Here is a 19,650-nt window from a genome sequence, read left to right as displayed (position 1 = left end):
TTCACCGGCCGCTTCGAGCGCCACGAGGGTCACTTCGACCCGGGGCAGCGGATCATGAACCTGGTGATGATCCTGTTGCTGCTGGCCCTGGTCGTGAGCGGCATCGGCCTCTACGCGGTGTCCGGTGGACCGGAGTTCGTGTGGTTCAACCGAGTTCACCGGTGGTCCACCTATCTGATCACGCCGGTGCTCATCGGTCACATCGTCATCGCCGCCGGCGTGCTGCCCGGCTACCGCGGCACCTGGCGCGCCATGCACCTCGGCGGCCGGCTGCGCACGCGGGTCGCCGAGCGGTTGTGGCCCGCCTGGCTGGAACGGGAACGGGCGAAGTCCGTGCCGCCCGAGCCCGAACAAGAGAAACAAGCCCATCGCACGCCCCCCGGATGACCGCGGGTCACACCGGGGCGCCGCGTCTTCTCGGCGCGCCCAGGGTAGCCGTCACCCCGGCGCGCCGAGAAGACGTCGCACAGTGTCCACACCAGACGTTCATCCTGATCGCGGGTGCACGCGGCAGTTGGTGTGGAGGTACCGGGCGGTCCCGTCTGTGAAGTCGTAGATCGCGACCGTCTGCGTGTCCTCCCCGGAATTCACCGGCGGCACCAGGAAATGCGTCCCGCTCACCGGGAGCAGCTCGTATCTGATGCGGTCCGGTTTCTGGAGGAACTCCGCCTGCATCGGGTCGAGGACCAGGGTCAGGTACAGCTTTCCGCCTTCGGTCGACACCTCGTACCGTGTGCCGGGGCGCTCGTAGACGCCGACGTACCTGGCCGGGTCGAGGGTCAGCGTCGCGTCCGGTGTGGGCAGGTCCGGGATGGTGACCGTGCCGAGATCGGTCAGGACCTCGTTGAACACCTTGCGGTAGAAGCCTTCCCGTGGTCCGCCGTTCGTCAGCATCGCGATGGCGGTGTTCGAGTCCGGCAGGATCCGGAGCCGGGCGTTCTGCCCGATCGTGCTGCCGTCGGTCGCGTAGACGGTTTCGCCGTGCCAGTCACACACGATGAGACCGAGCGCCCATTCCGGCCCGAACATGTACGGATCCGGTACGGGCACCCGCGAACGCGTCATCTCCCGGACGCTGCCGGCCGAGACGATGCGCTGTCCGTTCGGCGCCGTGCCTTCGTTGAGCAGGACGTGCGCCATGGCGAGCACCTCCCCGGTCGTCGAGGTGATGTTGCCGCCGGGGCCGAAGGCACGCGGCAGGTAGTCCACCGGCGTGATGACGGGGCCCTCTTCCGGGGAGCGGACCAGGTGCCCGGTGGCGGCCCGGGTTTCGTCCACCTGCTCGCGCCAGCTGCTCGTGCTGGTCAGGCCCATGGGGTCGAAGAGGCGCTCCCGCATGACGTCGTCCCAGCGTTTGCCGTCGTGCACCTCCAGGATCCGCGCGAGAATCGCGTAGCCCAGCGCCGCGCTGTAGCCGTGGGTGTGGCCCAGCGGGAAGACCTGGGGTGCGTCGGCGATGTCCTCGACCATGCGCTCGTAGACGTCGTCGTCTTCGCCGGGGTCGCCGTAGGCTTCCTCGATACCGTTGGTGTGGTACAGCATCTGACGAGGGGTGGCCTTGGCGCTCGCCTCGGGATCGGCCACCGTGAATCCGGGCAGGTAGGTCCGCACCGGCTCGTCCAGCTCGACCTTCCCCTCGTCGACGAGCTGCATGAAGGCCAGCGCTGTCCACGTCTTGGTCATGGAGCCGCACTGGTAGACAGTGTCCGTCGTCACGGGTTCCCGTGTCTCCACGTTCTTGACACCAACCGCGAACTCGACGATCTCGCCGTCGTGCAGCACACCGATCGCGGCGCTCGGAATTCCGTACTCAGCCAGGAGTTCGGTGACCCGGGCCTGGATCCGCCGTACGTCGATTGTCATCGCGAGAGACCGACGGCGTTCGCCGCGTCCGCTTCGAAATACTCCGTCGTGGCGTAGGCGCCGGCGTGTGCCTCGAAGAAGTCCCGAACACCATCGATGGAGTCGTGGGTGATGATGTTCACCGCCTTGGCCCCGTCCGTGCTCGCGACCGCGACCTTCCACCTGGCCCCCTTGGGGAGCTTGGCCTGCGCCTTCTTCAGACCGCTCCAGAACTTGCCGTCGTCCGACACGGTCGACACGGCCATCACGTGCATCGTTGTTGCCTCCTCTTTTCCAGATGAGAAAAAGCTACGTTGCGTTTCACGCCGCGTCAACGACGCGGAATGGAAATTCCCGAATTATCAACAGATCATTGCAACAGGATTGTGAATGAATGCAACTATCTCGACCAGCCGTTGCACTGTACTGTTGATGAACGCACAGGGAGGAGGTGCGCGGTGCCGGGAGGCAGACTGACCCCCGAGGACCGTCGGCAGATCGCGGCATGGCTGGCCGACGGGCTCGGGTACGCCGAGATCGGCCGGCGGCTCGGCCGGCCGACGTCCACGATCAGCCGCGAGGTGGCACGCAACGGCGCGTCCGGCGACTACCTGGCCGACCACGCCCAGCAGGCCGCCGGCCACCGTGCCCGCCGGCGCAAGCGGGCCCGGCCCGCCGAGCCGGCGACCGACGGGCAGCCGACCGAGGTGGTGCGCGGCTTTGTGGACCAGTTCGCGACTCTGCTGGCCGCGACCGGACTGCCTCGGATGGCCGCCCGGGTGTTCGCCAGCCTGCTCACCGCCGACGCCGGCGGCCTGACGGCAGCCGACCTCGTGCGCCGGCTACAGGTCAGCCCGGCGTCGATCTCCAAGTCCATCGGCTACCTCGAAGCCATGGAACTCGTGGTGCGCCAACCGGATCCAGGCGGGCGCCGCGAGCGATACCTCATCGACGACGACGTCTGGCTCCGGGCATGGCAAGCCGACACCGGCGCACACGGCGAGATCGCGACCGCCGCACAACGGGGCATCGAGATCTTCGGCGCCGACACGACCGCCGGCGCCCGGCTCGGCAAGATGGGCCAGTTCTTCGCCCGGCTCAGCGAGTACATGAGCGACAGCACCCTCACCGACGCCATCGTGTACGACGCGCTGACCGTGCTCGCCGCCCTCGTGCACGCCGGCCGGCCGCTGTCCCTCGACACACTGGCCACCGCGCTCGACTGGTCCCAGGACCGCGCCACCGCCGCCCTGGACGCCATCCACCGTCAACCGGCCATCGCCGATCCCCTCGCCCTGCGGGCCGTCGGGCCCACGACGTACACCCTCACCACCAGACCAGACCGGCTGAGCCCGGCACAACGCGAAGCACTCGACAAGTGAGTCACGCGAGTCCCGCCAGGGCGTCCGCCAGCTGGGCGGCGTGGCATGCGCGGTCCGGTCCAGGGACCCGGGCTACGGCTTCAGCGTGCCGGGCCAGAGGTACTCGGCCGGGGGACGTAGGCGGTGACCACCGGGGTTCCGTCGGGCCGTGCCGACCGTTCGAGGGTGAAGTGGCCGATGGACACGGCGATGACGTCCGCGCCGGCGCCCGGTCGACCACCACCGACCGGACCCGCGGCCCCGCCGAGGTGAAGCGTGAAGCCGGCCAGTGCTTCGGTCGCCGTGGCGCTGATCGCCGTGGTGCCCCGGATGGTCCGGGTGTCCGGCTGGTAGTCCTCCGCGACGTCGTACGCGGTGACGTCGACGTTCCCCTCGGCTGCCCGGCCGAGCGCGGGCGAACCGTCCACACCGGAGCTGACGCCGGTACCCACGACCAGGCCGCCCAGCACGGCGGCGGTCACCAGTGTCCCGTGGAGCTGCCTACGGAGGCTCATGGTCAGCAGCCCCGGAAGTGGTCGTCGGCGGACCAGCCGGTGTTGGCCCACGTGCCCGCGGCCGGCGGCGTGAACCCGGGCAGCACCGCCACCAGCCCGGTGAGCAGCCAGCTGGTGAAGCGAGCGGCGCCCTGCGGGCAGGTGTGGATCCCGTCGGCGCTGCGGTCGGCCCTGCCGTCCCTGGTCCGCTGGTAGGTGCTGCCCCAGACCTCGCCGGAGTCCAGCACGCGGGCCCTGCCCGAGGACTTCGCCGCGACCGCGCGGGCGACGTCGGCCGTGCGGGCCAGGTCGGCCATGTGCGGCCGGTAGAAGTCGTCCGGCCGGATCGGCGGCATGGTCACGAAGACCAGGTCCGCGCCGGCGCCGGTCACCGTGTGCAGCAGCCTCTCGTAGCCGGCCTGTTGCGCCGGCCGGCCGCCCCAGTCGTAGGTGGTGATCTGGTAGACGACGACCGTGGGGTCGGCCGAGGTGATCCGTCCCGGCAGCTCCTTCCAGTTCTCCTCGGCGAACGGTCCGACGACGTTCCCGCCGCCGTCGGCGGCGATGGACCGGAAGCCGACGCCTCCGGCTTCGAACGCGGCGGCCAGCGGCAGTGCCTCACCCGCCGCCACGGAGTCGCCGAGGAGGAGCACCCTCGACTGCCCCGCGCGGGCCGTCCCCGCCTGGGCGGTGGGGGAGGGCGAGCAGGCGCCGGTCATCAGGAGCAGCCCGGCCAGGCCGAGGACGAGACATCGTGTCGTGGTCATGGCTCCGACCGTGCCGCCGCCGTGTCCCGGCCGGTGCGCCGCTTCGTCGCGGTTGTGTCGCAGAGGACCACCGGCCCGCGCCGGACCGGCACGACCTTGTCCATACTCGACACGTGGTGGCGATACTGCTCATCGAGGACGACCCCCTGGTCCGGCGCGGGCTCCAGCTGGCGCTGTCCAGGCACGGCCACGAGGTGCGCACCGCGGACACCGGCGAGCGGGGACTGGACGAGTTCCACGCGTCCACGCCGCAGCTGGTGGTGCTCGACGTGATGCTGCCCGGCCTCGACGGCGTCGAGGTGTGCCGGCGCATCCGGGCGACCAGCGAGGTCCCGGTGATCATGCTCACCGCGCGTGGCGACGACCTCGACGTCGTCGGCGGCCTGGCGGCGGGCGCGGACGACTACGTGGTCAAACCGGCGCGGCCCACGGTGCTGGACGCCCGGATCCGCGCGGTCCTGCGCCGCGGCGCCGGCGTGGCCGACGGCGTGCGGCTGCACGGCGACCTGCGGATCGACACCGCCGCGCTGACCGTGTCGCTGCGCGGCGAACCGGTGTCGCTGACGCCGACCGAGCTGCGGCTGCTGCTGACCCTCTCCCGCGCCCCCGCCCGGGTGTTCAGCCGCGACCAGCTGCTGACCGAGGTGTGGGAGCACGACTACCTCGGTGACTCCCGCCTGGTCGACAACTGCGTCCAGCGGCTGCGGGCGAAGGTCGAGACCGACGCGCGGAACCCGGTGTACGTCCAGACCGTGCGCGGGTTCGGCTACCGGTTCGGACCGGTATGAGGTGGAGGGGACCGTGGCCGCGCGGGCTCCGTGCGCGGCTGGTGGTCGCCTTCGTGGTGGTGACCGTGCTCGGGGCCGCCGCCGCGGCCTGGTCGAGCGCGGGGTCGGCGAGCACGGCGCTGGTCACCTCCACCCAGCGGCGGCTCGTCGAGACCACCACCGGCCAGATCGCCGCGATCGCCCCTCAGCTGACCTACCCGCCGGACCAGCGGGCCCTCGACCGGCTGCGCGCGGCCGTCGGCGCCAACGCGGTGGTGACCTACCGGGACCTGCGTTCCGCGGCCGGCACCGACCTGGTCACCGACGCGCTGCGCACCGCGGTACGCGGCCAGCACCGGCTGATCACGCAGCGGGTCACCGCGGACGGGACACCGTGGCTGCTGATCGGCACGCCCGTCATGGTCACCGCGGCGGACGGCGCCCGCACCCCGTCCGGCATCGAGGTGTACTCGGCGCACGACCTCACCGACGTGGATCGGCAGATCGGCGGCCTCACCCGGTCGGCGGCGGCCACCGCCGCGGCGGCGCTGCCGCTGGCCGTGCTGCGGGCGGTGCTGGCCGCGGGCAGCGTGCTGCGTCCGGTGCGGCAGCTCCGGGACACCGCGCGCCGGCTGGCCGCCGGCGACCTCGGCGCGCGCACGTCCCCACGGGGCGCCGACGAGCTGGCCCAGCTGACGACCAGCATCAACGAGATGGCCGAGTCGGTGCAGACCTCGATGGCCGCGATGCGACGCATGCAGACCGACGCCAGGAGGTTCGCCGCGGACGTCTCCCACGAGCTGCGCACCCCGCTGAGCACGCTGACCGCGGTGGTCGAGGTGCTGGCGGCCACGGCGGACGGGATGGAGCCGGACGCCCGGGAGTCCGCGCGGCTCGCCATCACCGAGACCCACCGGCTGGTCCAGCTCGTCGAGGACCTGATGGAGGTGTCCCGCTTCGACGCCGGCACCGCCCGGCCGCGGCTGGAGGAGGTCGACGCGGCCGGCGCGGTGCGTGACTGCCTCCGTGCCCGGGGCTGGCTGGACCGCGTCGAGCTGGTGGCGCCGGACGAGGTCGTGCTGCGCGTCGACCGGCGCCGGCTGGACGTCATCGTGGCCAACCTGGCCGGCAACGCACTCCGGCACGGCGCACCGCCGGTGCGCGTGCGCGTCTCGGGCCTCGCCGACGAGGTGCGCATCGAGGTCACCGACCACGGGCCGGGCCTGCCCGACCACGTGCTGCCCCACGTGTTCGATCGTTTCTACAAGGCCGACACCGCCCGCGCCCGCACCCCCGGCAGCGGGCTCGGCCTGGCGATCGCGCGGCAGAACGCCCGCCTGCACGGCGGCGACGTCACCGCGGACAACGTCCCCGGCGGCGGTGCGCGCTTCGTGCTGCGACTGCCCCGGTACCTGGAGGACCGGTGAGGCGGGGCCGGTGGGTGGTGGCCGTGGGCCTGGCCCTGCTGCTCGCGGGCTGCGGGGTCGAGCCGTCCGGTCCGGCGGCCGGCGGTGAGGCCCCGACCGGCGTCGCGCCCGGGGTGACGCTGTACCTCGTCGACGCCCACCACCAGCTCCAGCCGCAGCTGCGCCGAACCGGTCGGCTCGGCACGGTCGCCGAGGCGACCTCGCTGCTGCTGACCGGCCCCGGCGACTCGGCACTGCGCACGGAGATCGCGCCGACCGCCGTCACCCAGGTCGTGGTGACCACCGAACCCGGCGTGATCCAGCTGATGGTGCCGCTGACGGTGCACGACTTCACCCCGCTGGGCATCGACCAGCTCGTGTGCACGGCACTCGGCGTCCACGTCCAGGCCGGCGGATCGCGGGCCACGAGGGTACGCGTCCGGTTCACCCAGCCCACCCCGGAGGCGGACGAGCTGCGGACCTGCCCCCTGTTCGGGTAATCACTGAAGTTCGGTGATGTCGACCGTGACCGGTGCCGGCGCGGGCAGTGCCAGCCACAGCACGGCCAACCCGACCATGACCGCGGCGAACGCGAGCACGCCGGTTCGGCCCCTGGCCCACGTCGCGCGGAACCGGACCGGATCCTCGACCAGGTACTTCGAGAGCGCGGCCAACCCGATCGACACGCCGCACACCAGCGAGGTCCGGGGGAGTCCCGCCCACTGCGCGGGGACCAGCACGGCGACCGGCCAGTGCCACAGGTAGAGGCTGTAGGAGACCAGCCCCAACCACCGCAGCGGCCGCCAGGCGAGAACCGTGGCGACGACGCGGTGCCGCGCCCGCACGCACAGCCCGACCAGCAGCGCGGCGGCCAGCGAGTGCGCGAAGAGCCCGCCGGTGAACAGCCACGGCCGGCGCACCCCGTCCGCCAGCCACCACAGCACGCCGATCCCGACCACCAGGGACACCTGCGCCGCACCCGCCGCTCGGTCGCCCAGCCGAGCCAGGAGGGCGAGCACCGGCCTGGTCGCGACCACGGCACCCAGCAACAGCGAGAACGCCCTGGTGTCCGTGCCGGTGTAGACCCGGGTCGGATCCACCGGGCTGGCCAGCGCGACCATCAGCACCAGGGAGGCGACCGAGGCCAGGAGCCCCACCACCGCGACCCAGCGGTCCACCCGCCGCACGCACCGCGCGATGACCAGCAGCAGCACCGGCCACACCAGGTAGAACTGCTCCTCGACCGCGATGCTCCACAGGTGCTCGAACACCCGGGCCTGCCCGAACCGGTCCCAGTAGCCGGCCGACTCCGCCAGCAGATGCCAGTTGACCAGGTTCAGCTGCACCCACGGACCGTCCGCGAGCGTGGTCGCCACGACATCGGGCGGACTCACGGCCCACACCAGCACGGTCACCCCGGCGAGCACGGTCGCCAGCGCCGGCAGCAGCCGGCGCACCCGCCGGCCCCAGAAGGCGACCAGCGACACCGCACCGGTCGCCTCGACCTCGCGGAGCAGCAGGTCGGTGATGAGGTAGCCGGACAGGGCGAAGAACAGGTCCACCCCGAGGAACCCGCCGGGCAGGTGTCCGGTGTGGAACAGCAGCACCCCCAGGATCGCGACGCCCCGCAACCCGTCCAGCGCGGGGGAGTGCGCCCCGCGCTGGACGGGCTGACGCGCCGCCTGGGCCGGCCGAACGTAGGTCATGCTCGGGACTGTGCCGTGCCCGTGTCGGACCGCCGTCGTCGTCACGTCCCGGTTGTGTCGCGGCCGGTTCTCGTCCCCGGTGGACGTTCCGGGCGCCGGCTAGGCGAACCGCACGAGCGGAGGCGTGTCGAGGGTCGCGCGCAGCACGGCCCGTCGGGTCTTGCCGGCGGCGGTGCGTGGGATGGCCGAGGTGAACAGGACTTCGTCCGGCACCTTGTGCGTCGGCAGGACCTCGGCGCATCGGCGTAGCAGTCGGGCCGGGTCCACGTCTCCGCTGGCGGGTACGACGAATGCCACCGGGACCTGGCCGAGCAGCGGGTGTGGTTGTGCCACCACGGCCGCGTCCAGCACGTCGGGCAGGCCGACCAGCACTCGTTCGACCTCGGCGGGGTTGATCTTCTCGCCGCCGCTGACGATGCGGTCGCTCACCCGGCCGATGACGGTCAGGCAGCCGTGCGCGCCGAGCCGGCCGAGGTCGCCGGTGTGCCACCAGCCGTCGTGCCCGATGGGTGGTTGGTTGTGGTAGCCGAGCATGACGCTGGGGCCGCGTACCCAGATCTCGCCTTCCTCGCCGTCCTGGCCGGTGTCGGGGTCGACCAGCCGGACGTCCATGCCGGGGGCCGGTGGTCCGCTGCTGCCGGGCACTCGTGGGCCGTGGGGGGTTTCGATGGCGATCTTGCCGCAGGTCTCGGTGCTGCCGTAGCCGTCGAGCAGCGGTGCGCCGAACCGCTGCTCGAAACGCTGGCGCACCTCGTGGTCGCACGGGGCGCCGGCCGTGATGCACAACCGCAGTGAGGGCACCTCGGTGAGGTCGGTGTCGAGCAGCCGTTCGTAGCTGAGCGGCACGCCCGCCATGACGGTGGGCGCGTACTCGGTGATCACCCGGGCCAGGGCGGCCGGCTCCTGGACCGACGTGATCCGCGCGCTCGCCGCGGCGACGATGGTGCCGAGCACGCAGACCGAGTGGGCGTAGGTGTGGGCCATCGGCAGTGGCCAGAGGAGGCGGTCGGTCGCCGACAGCCCCAGCAGGGGCACGTAGCAGGCGATCGGTGACCAGAGCGCGGAGCGCTGGTTGAACACCGCCGCCTTCGGCGCGCCGGTGGTGCCGGAGGTGTACATCAGCCAGGCCGGCTCGTCGAGCCCGAGGTCGTCGCGCGGCGGACCGGCGGCGGCGAGGTCGTCGAAGCGCTCGGTGTTGTCCGGCAGGGGGCCGTCGCCGGTCACGACGAGCCGCGCCCGGGTGGTCGTCCGGGCTATCTGCGGCAGGTGCCGCCGGTCGGTGACCAGTACGTCCGGGTCGCAGTCGAGAATCGAGGTGGCGAGTTCGGCGTCGGTGGCACGCGGGCTCAGCGGCACGCCGACCGCCGCGGCCCGCAGCGCGGCGAGAAAGCCCTCGACCAACTCGACACTGTTGTCCAGACAGAACGCCACGCGTGCCCCGCGGTCGACGGCCAACCCGGCTGCCAGCCGGGCCGTCCGATGTGCCAGGTCGCTCCAGCTCACGCCGCGCCGGTCGTCGGCGAAAGCGAGTCTTTTCCCGTAATGTCGGGAATTCTCGGCGAGCAGTTCGGGCACGGTCCGCATGGGCAGACTTTCCCCAGGATTTTTCATGCCGTTATCCTGCCGTGGCGGACAAGGATGAATGCGTGATGAGCCGCTTGTGCGTGTGGAACAACGCATTCGGCCGACGCGCGGGCCGGGGGACCGGTGCCATCATGGGCCGGTGACCGTCACCGAGGCGTACCTGAGGGACGAGAGCGTGCACGGCGTGATGGACCGGTTGGACCTGCCGCCGGACGTCGAGGCCCTCTACGGTGACCGGCTCGTCCCCCGCCCGTTCTTCCTGGACCGCGGCACCGCCGACCGGGTCTCCGCCGACCTGAAGGCGTTCTTCGACCTCCTGGTCTCCTTGCCCGCCAGGCTTTTCGGCGGCAGCCTCACCCGTTACGCGGCGGCGCTGGGCATCCCGCCCGCGGAGGCCGCGCTGATGAGCGCCGAGCGGCCGCCCTTCCACGGCCGCGCGGACATCTACCGCGTTGGCGAGCAGTTCCGGTTGCTGGAGTTCAACTCCGGCAGCCAGCTCGGCGGCCGCGCCCTCGGCGACCTCGCCCACGCGATCCTGGAGGTGCCGGACTTCAAGCCGTTCGCCGACGAGCACGACCTGACCTACGTGCACCCGGTGGCGGAGCTCCTCGACGCGGTCGGCCGCGACCGCACGATCGCGTTCCTCGAAGCGGGCGGCATGCTGACCCGGTTCGCCGACCGGTTCGCCGCTCTCGTACAGAGCTGCGCCCGGCTCGGCGTCGACGTCCTGCTGGGGGAACTGGAGGACGTGGTCGAGCGCAACGGCCACGCCTACCTCGCCGGCACCCGCGTCGACGTCGCCGTCAGGTTCTTCGCACCGCGGCAAGCCGTTGGCAGGACCGGAGAGTTGGCCAGAGCCCACCGCACGGAGGTCTTCACGCCGCTGAGCAGTTACCTGTACGGCAACAAGAACACCCTCGCGCTGCTGTCCGGGCACCGTGACGAGCTCGAGCACGGCGAGCGGGAGCTGGTCGACCGGCTGCTGCCGTGGACGCGGTCGCTGCACCGCACGGAGCTCGACCAGGTACGCGCGAACCGGGAGAACCTGATCCTCAAGGCAGCCGGCGAGTTCTCGGGCACCGGCATCCACCCCGGCTGGCTGCACGACGACGCCGAGTGGCGCCAGCTCCTCGACGACGTCAGGGGAAAACCGTTCGTCGTCCAGGAACGGGTGCGCCCCACCCCCGACGTGGTGCCGGGTGACGACCGGCCGTGGCTGACCACGTGGGGCTGGTTCGTCACCGAACGCGGCTTCGCCGGGATGAGCATCCGTTCGATGCCGTCGGAGGTGGGCGCGGTCGTCAGCTACGGCGGCAACCCTGACACCCGCGTGTCGGCGCTACTCCTGCAATAGCACGGGTATCTCGCACACGGGCGGCCGGAAGGAGAACGGGATGCGGCAGCGGACGCCCGTCCGAACCCGCGGCGGCCCACGTCGCGCGGTCGCGGCTCTGATCGCCTGTGCGTTGCACGGCGCCCTCCTGACGACCGCTCCGCCGGCGTCGGCGGCGGATGACGGCTTCACGATCTACGACGGCGCCGCGACCACGCCCATCCTCATCGACGGGTCCTACCACCGCGATCACGACGACCGCGACTACCGGCAGGTGCGGCGCGCGGTTCAGGACCTGCGCCAGGACGTCGCCATGGTCACCGGTGCGATCGACGCCCACGCGGTGCAGGGCTTGTTCGCCGACGACGAGGCTGCGGAGGAGGACCGCCTGGCCGGCGCCGATCCCCGCAGGGTCCCCGCCCTGCTGACCGAGGCGCGCGGCGCGCGGACCGCGATCATCGTCGGTGTGATCGGGCAGAGCGAGCTGGTCGACGGGATCATCGCGGCGGGCCGGTTCGACGAGGCCGCGAAGATCACCGGTGCGTGGGAGGCGTACGCGGTCAAGGCCGTCGACAACCCCGTGCCGGGGGTCGGCCGAGCTCTCGTGGTCGCGGGCAGCGATCCGCGCGGCGCGATCTACGGGACCTACTCGATCTCCGAGCGGCTCGGGGTGTCGCCCTGGTACTGGTTCAGCGACGTCCCCGTCCGGCAACGCAACCAGATCGTGGTGCCCGGCGCGGCCCACGTCGACGACGGCCCGGACGTGAAGTACCGGGGGATCTTCATCAACGACGAGGAACGCACCATCGACTGGGCGAAGGCCAAGTTCCCCACCGACAGGGGCACGCCCGACGTCAACTACTACCGGCACGTCTACGAGCTGTTGCTCCGCCTCGGGCTGAACACCCTGTGGCCCGCGATGCACGAGGGCACCACGTCGTTCAACGCGGCCACCGACACGGGGATGTACGACACGGTGACGCCGGTCAACGCGCGGGAGGCCGCCGCGTACGGCGTGATCATGTCCTCCTCGCACGCGGAACCGATGCTGCGCAGCAACGTCGAGGAGTGGCAGCCGTTCTACGAGCGCAACAAGGACGCACTCGACATCAAGGGCGACGACTACCGCGACGCGTTCGACTACTCGGTCAACAAGCCCGCGATCATCGAGTACTGGCGCGAGCGCCTGGTGGCCAACGCGCGGTTCGAGAGCGTCGTCCCGCTCGGCCTCCGGGGCGTGCACGACGACGCCCCCAACTTCACGCCGGGCAACCCCTACGGTTTCGCCGACGTGCTGGCGATGGTCAGCGACGTGCTCGTCGAGCAGCGCGCTCTCATCGCGGAGGTCTACGGCAGCGCCGACGCCGTACCGCAGGTCTTCATCCCCTACAAGGAGATGGGCGACCTCTACAACAACGGGTTGAAGGCGCACATCCCGCCCGACGTGACCGTCATGTGGTCGGACGACAACGTCGGCTACGTGCGCCAGGTGCCGACGGCGACCGAAGCCGCCAGGCCGGGCGGGAACGGCCTGTACTACCACATCTCGTACTGGGGCTCCCCGAAGAGCTACCTCTGGCTCAACTCCACGCCGACGGCCCTGACGGTCGAGCAGTTGCACCGGGCGTGGCACTCCGGCGCCGGCCGGTTCTGGATCCTCAACGTCGGCGACATCAAGCCCGGTGAGATGAAGACCGAGCTGTTCGCCAAGCTGGCCTGGGACGTCGACGGTCACGACAACTCCGACACCGACAGGTTCCTGACCCACCAGGTGACACGCGACTTCGGGCTCGGCGGGCGGCAGGCGGAGGTCGTGGTGGACGCGCTCGACCGGTTCTCCCGGCTGGAAAGCACGAAGCGTGCCGAGTTCTGGGGCGCGTCGAGCGACGCGAGCGCCGACTCCGGGGTGTTCCCCGGCGAACGCTCCTACCCGTTCAGCCCGACGTCGGACGGCGACGAGCTCCAGCGGTACGTCAACGAGGCCAACGAACTGGTGCACATCCTGGAGGGCGTCGAGGCCGGCCTGGACGGCAGCTACCGGTCCGCGTTCTACCAGCAGATCACCCACCGGGTCCGCTCGTACCGGAACATGGCCGAGCAGCTCGGCTACTACTGGAAGAACCAGCTGTACGCCGCGCAGGGCCGCTACGGCAGCGCGGCGATCTACGCGTTGCTGTCGAAACGGGCCCGCGAGCGCATCAGGTCCGACGAGGCGTACTGGAACACGCGCAGCGGCGGCAAGTGGGACAGGGTGATCGGCTACAGCCACCCGTCCGGCGGCAACCAGGGCGTGGTGATGCTCACCGACAACCGGTACGCCGCCGCGACCCCGGCCGACGGCATCGGTGCGAATGCGGAAGGCCAGCAGGTGCCGGGCAGCGGCACGCTGCGGTTCTCCTCGGCGGCCCCCGACGACGCGCGCTTCTTCGACGTGTTCACCAGGAACGCCCACGCGGAGCAGTGGGCCGCACAGGCGGACGTCCCGTGGCTCACCCTCTCGGACACCTCGGGCACCACCGCCACCGAACACCGCGTCACCGTCTCCGTCGACTGGGCGCGGCTGAAGGCGAGCGCGACCGGCACCGTCCGGGTCTACCACGGGCCCGGCGGCGTGCGGGCAGGAGACCCGGTGGCGGCGTTCGCGGTGACCGCGGACAGGGCGATCCCGAGGGACGCGGAGACCGCCGTGATGGGACCCGGCGGGCATGTCGAGGCGAACGGCTATGTCGCCGTCGAGGCCGAACACTTCGCCGAGAACGTGCCCGGCGCGGACGGGAGCCGGTGGCGTCCGGTCGAGGGCCTCGCGCAGCGCGACGACGCCATGAAGGCCTTCCCGGAGACCGCGGCCCGCGTCGACGCCGACTTCGCGTCCACCGCGAAGCTGAAGTACCGCGTCTACTTCTCCTCCACCGGCACGTTCACCGGAACCTACTACCGGGTCCCGACCCTGAACGAGGGACGCGAGGACGACGGCACCCCGCGGACCGCGCAGACGGCGATCGGCCTCGACGGGAACGCCCCGGTGCTGCTGGCGGGCTGCTCGACCACCAGCTGCGGCAACGCATGGGGGAACAACGCCATGCGCCAGATCGAGCCGCTGACGTTCACGGTCGACGTCGCGAAGCCCGGCTGGCACGACCTCGTGGTGTACCGGTCGGACGCGGCCATCGCCTTCGACCGGATCGTCGTCGAGACGCGCCCCGGCGCCGCCGGCGACGGCCTCGTCGGTCCGGCGGAGAGCCCGAACGACATCGCCCGGGCGCGGCAGGCCAGCGTCGCACCGCTGCCGCCGGAGGTCGCGAACTTCCGGGTGCTGCCCGCGGTCACCGTGCCGGTCGGGGCGACCCGCGGTGTCGACGGTGTCGACGGCGCGGTGACGGTGACGTCGGACAACGAGACCGCCGTCTCGGCCGTGCTCCACAACGGGGTGCCGACGATCACCGGCAACCGGGTCGGCGTCGCGGAGATCACGATCACGACCCCCGGCGGTATGGCCCTGCTCACCGCGACGGTGGCGAAGGCCGGTGGCCCACGGCTGGGCGCGTACCAGGAGCGTGCCGGCTCGGTCGTGATCGACCCGTCGGACGCGCTGGAGCGCAGCGAGTACGCCAACCTGGTCGCCGGCAACGACGGCACGCACACCTGGGCGTTGGTACGCAACGGTGTCCAGGCCGTTCCGGTGGCGAACAGCGGCGCGAAGGCGAACTGGCTGGCGAACACCGCCGCGCAGGCCCAGGCCCTGCTCGCCGCGGGACCCGCGGACCACGTCAACGGCAGCGCGGCGGCGGGAGCGCCGCCACGGCTGGAGTTCACCGTCGACATCGCCACCGGCGGGACGTACTACCTGTTCGTCAACTCCAGCAACCCGAACCCGGACGCCGACTCCTACCACGTGGCCGTCGACGGCCAGTGGCGGTACCACTCGTCCAAGGGAACCTCGGAAACCGCTGCCGAGACCTGGTACGGCTCGACGTCGCTCAGCGCGGCCGCGCTGAGGCTCACGCCGGGCCGGCACACCATCTCACTGTGGGCACGAGAGGCCGGCTTCGCGGCGAACCAGCTCGCGCTGACCACGGACGCCACCCCCGACCTCACCGGCTTCCAGGCACCCAGCCAGCGGGAACAGCTGGACTCGTGACGGTCTGTCGCCCCGGCCTAAAATCCATGTCACCCGAGCAGAAGCCGCTGGCGGTGCGGCTCCTGCTCGGGTGTCGGTAGCCGGGCTACAAACTCGCCAGCTGGGGTAGGACGGACTTGGCCACGGGCCAGCTCGTGCGCTGCATCGCCGCGTTCTGCGAGTTGATCAGCGGGGAGTCGGCGGCACGATCACCGTTGTACGCCAGGCAGATCCACTCCGTGGCGCCTTCGAGGTCCGTGTGCGGATGGCATGCCGGGGCGAGCCTGGTGACGACCGTCTGGTTGGCGGAGACGAGCACGGGCACGAAGCTGGGGTTGGTCAGGCCGGTGCGGCTGCGGGTGATCAGTGCGATGGGGCCGACGGCGTTGAGCGAGAACCCGAGCTGGTCGACGGCGCCGAGGTCGGTGACGGTGCCCAGCAGGCTCTCGATCCGGGTTGTGCACGATGTCGCCGCCAGGGCGAAGGCCTGCCGGTTGTCCGTGGTCAACGCCTCGAAGTTGGGGAAGTCGACCACCGCGCTCCGCGCGCAGGCACGGGCCTCGGCGGTGGCGATCGCGTCGATGTGGCTGATGATCGCGGTCTGGGCGCTTTGGATGGCGTTGAGGATCAGGGTGGTCGCGTCCTGGCCGGAGGTGCCGCCCTGAGCGAATGACTTGTACACGTCGTAGGCTTTTTTGACCGCGGCGAGGATGGTCGCGATGTCGGTGGTGGTTCTGGTCGCGACACTCGGTGAACCGGCCGTGGACGGGGTCGCCTGGGCTGGGCTCACGCTCGTGGTGAGCGCGACGGCCGCGGTGAGCGCGACAGCGGCGTTGAACAGTCGCCTTTTCATGCGGTGCCTCTTTCCTTACCCGGCAGGGCAAGCAGGAGTCCGTCCGGTGAGGACGGGTTAGCTGGCAACCTTGATCTCGGTGATGCTGTTGTACGCGTTCTGGGTGTTGCCATAGCCGTAGACGCGGACGTATCGCGCGGTGCAGGGCAGGTTGTAGGCCTCCAGCCCGTTGGTGGTGCCCGATGAGGTCATCGTGTGGGTGTCGCAGGACTCGGCGCCTCCACCGAGGAGGATCCGGAACGTCTGCTGCCGGGTGTCACCGTGCAGCCAACCGATGAGGACCTTCGAGATGCTGGTGACCGCACCGAGATCGAGTTGCAGGTAGGCGCCGTCCTCATCGCTGCTCCAGTAGGTCGACGCGTTGCCGTCGACGGCATCCTCCGGTGGGTACCCGTCGATCCAGCCGGTCGCAGTGACGCCGCGGACCGGGTAGTACTGCGGCGCCGTGTGGGTGTCCGGCGGGCCGGGGTTGATGGGCGTGCTGCCGTTCCACTCGTAGCCGAACGTCGGCGGAACGGCGTCACAGTGGACGGTCGCCGGTGCCAATGCCGGGCAGGAACCGGTGTTGTCGGCGACCCGGATGCGGTCGTGGCAGTAGTCCCGGGAGGTGTTTCCCTGCGCCAACGCGGCCTGCTGGATGGTGGGGTAGAGCAGCCACCAGGCGTAGACGCCGAACTTGGTGAACGCGCCGTTCGAGGTGCTGTGTGAGGTGGGGGTAGCGTCGGGATAGGTGTTGGACACCTGCTTGTCGAACATGAGGGTGCCGTTCTCCCAGATGCGCAACCAGCCCGTGCCGTCGGTGTTGAACTTCACGTCGAGGATGAAGTTCGTCCACGCGCCGAGGTGCACCGGCCCGAGGGGGATGCTCTGGCGGTCGTCGTTGTAGCCCGTCGCCGGGTCGGCCGATCCGCGGACGCTGAACCCCCACGCCAGGCCGTCCGACCACAGCGTCATCGGCGGACCGTCGAGCGCCGGGTCGGTGGTGTTGTGGATCTGGAAGACCACATCGGTCACGCGGGTACCACGAGCCGGATCCACGGGGTTGGGTTTGAGGCCGGGATCCGGCCGGACGTTGAGCGAGTACCAGTACTCGTTGCCGACCTTGATGTTGGAGCCGCCCCTGCCGAGGATCTGAACCTCACCGCGATCCGAATGGACGTCGTGGTCGCCGGCGACACCGACACCGACACACATCGACTGGGAGCCGTCCACGGCGGTCTGCTTGTTGACCGTCGGCGTGTACGGACTTCCCGACAACAGGTGGAGCTGTCCCCCTTCGGCGTCGGTGTAGGGGTCGAACGCCATGCTGTCGACACCCTCGAAGTTGTACGAGCTGACCACGGCGCCGGCCGCGCCGGCCGTCCCCGCCAACCCCAGGGTCATCAGCACAGCCGCGAGACACACGAACAGCTTCTGAACTCCGGAGAACGGTGCTCCGGTATGCCGGACCGTCATGGTCATCCTCCTGGTGCGCGTCCGTTCACCCTCACCGGCCCAGCACCCCGCCGACGATGCCGATCGGCGGCCGGACCCCGAACTCGGCCGGCAGGCACTGTTGTTTCTTTCTGTCCTTCCACGCCGGCTGCCCGCCCTCCGGCAACTCGGGCGCAGCATGTCAGCCCCCGCTTTGGCCCCGCATTGCCGGCGCTTGAGTCCGCTGGTCACAGCCCTGTTTCCCGCGGCACGTCCCAAGAACTTGGTCGGACGGCCCGAACTCACCAGTCACAGGACGATGTCCGGTGCTCTTCGAGCCGCCGTTCCGCCTGTGCCGCGACGACGGCTGACCGCGCGCCCGGATGGAGCTACGGCTTGGGGCGCTGCTTGGTTCCCGCGGCCAGGAGGTCGATCATCTCGCTGATGCGTGCCGCGCGTTGTTCCGGGTGGCGCTTGGTGCCGTCGATCCAGCGGAGGTAGGCGCGGCGGTAGAACTGGGCCAACGAGTCGAAGAACGCGGCAGCGGCCGGGTTGGCGTCGAGTGCGGCCGCGATGTCCTCGGCGAGGTCGCCGCGCTGCGGGCCTTCCGGGGACAGGACCACCTCGACGCGGTCACCGGACGACACGCCGTTGTCGCGCCGCCACGCGGGACCGAGGACGATGCCGCGGTCGGCGCCGAGAACCTCGATGACGCCGCGGATGCGCAGTCCGTTGACGGTGCCCGTGATGTGGTGCCGAGGTTTGACGCCCCAGACCTGGTCGGGGTCGAACGGAACTGGCACGAACACGCGGTCGCGCCCGCTGGTGCCGACCGTGGCGGTGAAGCGTCGCGCCGTCATGAGCAGTGATCGTACAATCCACCGCCCGCTCCGCAGGGCTGTGGGAAGCGAGAATTCGTTGGCCGCGCGGCGGTGCCGACATCTACGGTGTCGTCGCCGAGCGGTGCTGAGGCAGGTGCTTTCTGCGCCGCACGTCGGATGTCGCAACCGCCACTGGTGACCCTGCCCGCCGCCACGGTGCTGGCGTGCCCGGTTCAGGTCGTGGCTTGCCAGGGGAAGGGCGCGCGGTCGGGTGGTGTCCAGCCGGTGCGGGCCTGGGCCGTGGCGAGCGTGGCGGGGTGGTAGAACCGTGTGAGCAGTCGCTTGTCCAGCAGCGCCGGGTTGCGCGTGGTGAAGGTGTCGAAGTCGACCGCGCCGTCGTGGTGGGTGTGGTGTGCGACGAGTTCCACCCAGGCTCTGCTGACCGTCGCGTTGTACTTCTGTGGTGCGCCCGCGTAGCGGGCGGTCTGTTGGATTCCGGTGCTGACCGCCGAGATCGCCGCGGGCAGGCCGTAGCGGCGGACGGCCAGCCAGGTGAGGTGGACGTGTTCGCGGTGGCCGAACCGGCCGGTGGCGGCGGTCACCTCGGTCAGCAGCCGCTGGAAGGCGGTCATGACGGCTCCTCGGTCAGTGCGGTGAGCACGGTGTGAAAGGCCTCGACCGACTCGGGTGGTAGACCGGCCACGGCCCGCCGTTCGAGTTCGGTCATGGCCTTGCGGATGCGCCTCGCGACCCGCCGGCCCGCGGTGGTCGCCGTGATCACGGTTGCCCGCCGGTCGGTCGGGCTGGCCGTGCGTGTGATGTATCCCCGGCTCTCCAGGCGGTCGAGCACGCCGGTGAGCGTGGTCGGTCGCGCACCGACGGCCGCCCCCAACTGCGAGGTGGTCCTGGCCTGCCCGTCACCGAGGTTGCCCAGCGCGTTGATCTCCGACGCGGTCAGCGCGAGGTCGGCCAGGACCAGCGAGAGCCGGTGCAGCGTCGCGTGCGTGGCCCGTTGCAGGGCAAGCAGAGCCGGCTCTTTCCTCACGGTTCCGTACTATACGCTTCCGTACTAACGCGGCGGCTCCCGCTGGTGGGTGGACGGACACCGGGACGGGGATCGCTCTGTGGCACTACGAAGGCTGGCCGTGGACACCGATCCGGTTCCCTTCGGCAGGACGTGACACGG

The 19,650-nt window shown here is 70.9% G+C and carries 18 protein-coding genes; 7 read left to right on the top strand and 11 right to left on the bottom strand.

The annotated features are described in order from the left end of the window. Positions 1–387, top strand: a 387-nt coding sequence (locus ACJ73U_RS37995; protein WP_407782611.1) for a cytochrome b/b6 domain-containing protein, incomplete at its 5' end; no start/stop codon positions are given. Between the two features lie 99 nt (positions 388–486). On the opposite strand, the gene ACJ73U_RS37990 is transcribed toward ACJ73U_RS37995, so the two are convergent. Further along, a complete protein-coding gene (locus ACJ73U_RS37990; RefSeq protein ID WP_407782610.1) occupies positions 487–1,863 on the bottom strand; it encodes a serine hydrolase in 1,377 nt (458 codons plus the stop codon). Further along, on the bottom strand, positions 1,860–2,117 hold the full coding sequence (locus ACJ73U_RS37985) for a hypothetical protein (RefSeq protein ID WP_407782609.1): 258 nt from the start codon (positions 2,115–2,117) through the stop codon (positions 1,860–1,862). The genes ACJ73U_RS37990 and ACJ73U_RS37985 overlap by 4 nt, the downstream gene beginning before the upstream one ends. Before the next feature lie 183 nt (positions 2,118–2,300). Here ACJ73U_RS37985 and ACJ73U_RS37980 point away from each other — a divergent pair, with 183 nt between their 5' ends. After that, the gene (locus tag ACJ73U_RS37980) at positions 2,301–3,224 is read left to right on the top strand and encodes a helix-turn-helix domain-containing protein (RefSeq protein WP_407782608.1); all 924 of its coding nucleotides are present in this window, start codon (positions 2,301–2,303) and stop codon (positions 3,222–3,224) included. An 80-nt stretch (positions 3,225–3,304) separates the two neighbouring features. On the opposite strand, the gene ACJ73U_RS37975 is transcribed toward ACJ73U_RS37980, so the two are convergent. Further along, positions 3,305–3,718 (bottom strand): hypothetical protein, encoded by a 414-nt coding sequence (locus ACJ73U_RS37975; protein ID WP_407782607.1) that lies wholly within the window; start codon positions 3,716–3,718, stop codon positions 3,305–3,307. Between the two features lie 2 nt (positions 3,719–3,720). Next, the gene (locus ACJ73U_RS37970; RefSeq protein WP_407782606.1) at positions 3,721–4,464 is read right to left on the bottom strand and encodes an SGNH/GDSL hydrolase family protein; all 744 of its coding nucleotides are present in this window, start codon (positions 4,462–4,464) and stop codon (positions 3,721–3,723) included. Between the two features lie 113 nt (positions 4,465–4,577). Here ACJ73U_RS37970 and ACJ73U_RS37965 point away from each other — a divergent pair, with 113 nt between their 5' ends. The 3 genes from ACJ73U_RS37965 to ACJ73U_RS37955 are packed head-to-tail and all read left to right on the top strand — an operon-like array spanning position 4,578 to position 7,137. Further along, positions 4,578–5,252, top strand: a complete 675-nt coding sequence (locus tag ACJ73U_RS37965; RefSeq protein ID WP_407782605.1) for a response regulator — start codon at positions 4,578–4,580, stop codon at positions 5,250–5,252. Next, positions 5,249–6,658 carry an ATP-binding protein gene (locus ACJ73U_RS37960; RefSeq protein ID WP_407782604.1) on the top strand — a complete coding sequence of 470 codons (1,410 nt, stop codon included), beginning with the start codon at positions 5,249–5,251 and terminating at the stop codon, positions 6,656–6,658. The genes ACJ73U_RS37965 and ACJ73U_RS37960 overlap by 4 nt, the downstream gene beginning before the upstream one ends. Continuing rightward, a complete protein-coding gene (locus ACJ73U_RS37955) occupies positions 6,655–7,137 on the top strand; it encodes a hypothetical protein (RefSeq protein ID WP_407782603.1) in 483 nt (160 codons plus the stop codon). The genes ACJ73U_RS37960 and ACJ73U_RS37955 overlap by 4 nt, the downstream gene beginning before the upstream one ends. Here ACJ73U_RS37955 and ACJ73U_RS37950 read toward each other — a convergent pair whose 3' ends face one another. Both ACJ73U_RS37950 and ACJ73U_RS37945 read right to left on the bottom strand, forming a co-directional pair. Further along, entirely contained in the window at positions 7,138–8,343 is a 1,206-nt protein-coding gene (locus tag ACJ73U_RS37950; protein WP_407782602.1) for an acyltransferase family protein, read from the bottom strand. 99 nt (positions 8,344–8,442) lie between these two features. After that, positions 8,443–9,927: a class I adenylate-forming enzyme family protein gene (locus tag ACJ73U_RS37945; RefSeq protein ID WP_407782601.1), complete on the bottom strand. Its 1,485-nt coding sequence runs from the start codon at positions 9,925–9,927 to the stop codon at positions 8,443–8,445. A 139-nt stretch (positions 9,928–10,066) separates the two neighbouring features. On the opposite strand from ACJ73U_RS37945, the gene ACJ73U_RS37940 reads away from it, so the two are divergent. Beyond that, positions 10,067–11,281 carry a hypothetical protein gene (locus ACJ73U_RS37940; RefSeq protein WP_407782600.1) on the top strand — a complete coding sequence of 405 codons (1,215 nt, stop codon included), beginning with the start codon at positions 10,067–10,069 and terminating at the stop codon, positions 11,279–11,281. A gap of 40 nt (positions 11,282–11,321) precedes the next feature. Continuing rightward, entirely contained in the window at positions 11,322–15,398 is a 4,077-nt protein-coding gene (locus ACJ73U_RS37935) for a glycosyl hydrolase 115 family protein (RefSeq protein ID WP_407782599.1), read from the top strand. Between the two features lie 85 nt (positions 15,399–15,483). Here ACJ73U_RS37935 and ACJ73U_RS37930 read toward each other — a convergent pair whose 3' ends face one another. The 5 genes from ACJ73U_RS37930 to ACJ73U_RS37910 form a co-directional block, all read right to left on the bottom strand. Further along, entirely contained in the window at positions 15,484–16,230 is a 747-nt protein-coding gene (locus ACJ73U_RS37930) for a hypothetical protein (protein WP_407782598.1), read from the bottom strand. Positions 16,231–16,287: 57 nt separating this feature from the next. Further along, positions 16,288–17,685, bottom strand: a complete 1,398-nt coding sequence (locus ACJ73U_RS37925; protein WP_407782597.1) for a heparin lyase I family protein — start codon at positions 17,683–17,685, stop codon at positions 16,288–16,290. Positions 17,686–18,032: 347 nt separating this feature from the next. Continuing rightward, positions 18,033–18,503 carry a YdeI/OmpD-associated family protein gene (locus tag ACJ73U_RS37920; RefSeq protein WP_407782596.1) on the bottom strand — a complete coding sequence of 157 codons (471 nt, stop codon included), beginning with the start codon at positions 18,501–18,503 and terminating at the stop codon, positions 18,033–18,035. Positions 18,504–18,697: 194 nt separating this feature from the next. Next, positions 18,698–19,096: a hypothetical protein gene (locus ACJ73U_RS37915; RefSeq protein WP_407782595.1), complete on the bottom strand. Its 399-nt coding sequence runs from the start codon at positions 19,094–19,096 to the stop codon at positions 18,698–18,700. Continuing rightward, on the bottom strand, positions 19,093–19,509 hold the full coding sequence (locus ACJ73U_RS37910) for a MarR family winged helix-turn-helix transcriptional regulator (RefSeq protein ID WP_407782594.1): 417 nt from the start codon (positions 19,507–19,509) through the stop codon (positions 19,093–19,095). The genes ACJ73U_RS37915 and ACJ73U_RS37910 overlap by 4 nt, the downstream gene beginning before the upstream one ends. Positions 19,510–19,650: the final 141 nt, after the last annotated feature.

The organism is Actinophytocola sp., from assembly GCF_045807065.1.
Lineage (GTDB): Bacteria > Actinomycetota > Actinomycetes > Mycobacteriales > Pseudonocardiaceae > Actinophytocola.
This window is presented reverse-complemented; position numbering and strand designations above follow the sequence as displayed.